This window comes from Mycolicibacterium pyrenivorans, assembly GCF_025821625.1.
In the GTDB taxonomy this organism is placed as follows: Bacteria; Actinomycetota; Actinomycetes; order Mycobacteriales; family Mycobacteriaceae; genus Mycobacterium; species Mycobacterium pyrenivorans.
This window is the reverse complement of record NZ_JACKSH010000212.1, coordinates 1-300: the sequence shown is the minus strand read 5'-3', so window position 1 is coordinate 300 and position 300 is coordinate 1. Positions and strand designations below refer to the sequence as shown.

1 protein-coding gene is annotated in these 300 nt (G+C 62.3%); it reads left to right on the top strand.

All coding sequences use genetic code 11. The annotated features are described in order from the left end of the window. On the top strand, positions 1-300 hold a 300-nt coding region (locus tag H7I57_RS23905), incomplete at both ends, for a PE-PPE domain-containing protein (protein ID WP_264026556.1).

The following is a 300-nucleotide window of genomic DNA, read 5'->3' as shown; positions in this document are numbered from 1 at the left end:
CAACCTGTACAACGCGGTCTACGCGCAGCCGGCCGGAACCGTGATGACCATCGGCGGGGTGTCCAAGGGGGCGCCGTCGGTGATCTATGCGCTGAAGCACCTTGAGGTCGATCGAGAGAACACCACCGATGGGTTGACGCCCCCCGATCCCGATCACATGAACGTGATGATCTACGGCTCACCGAGCCGGGTGTACTACTCGCTGGTGAGCTATCGTCCGACCCTTCCGGTCACGCCCTACGACGTGGTCATGGTGTCGGCGGAATACGACGGGGTCGCCGACTTCCCTGACAATCCGTT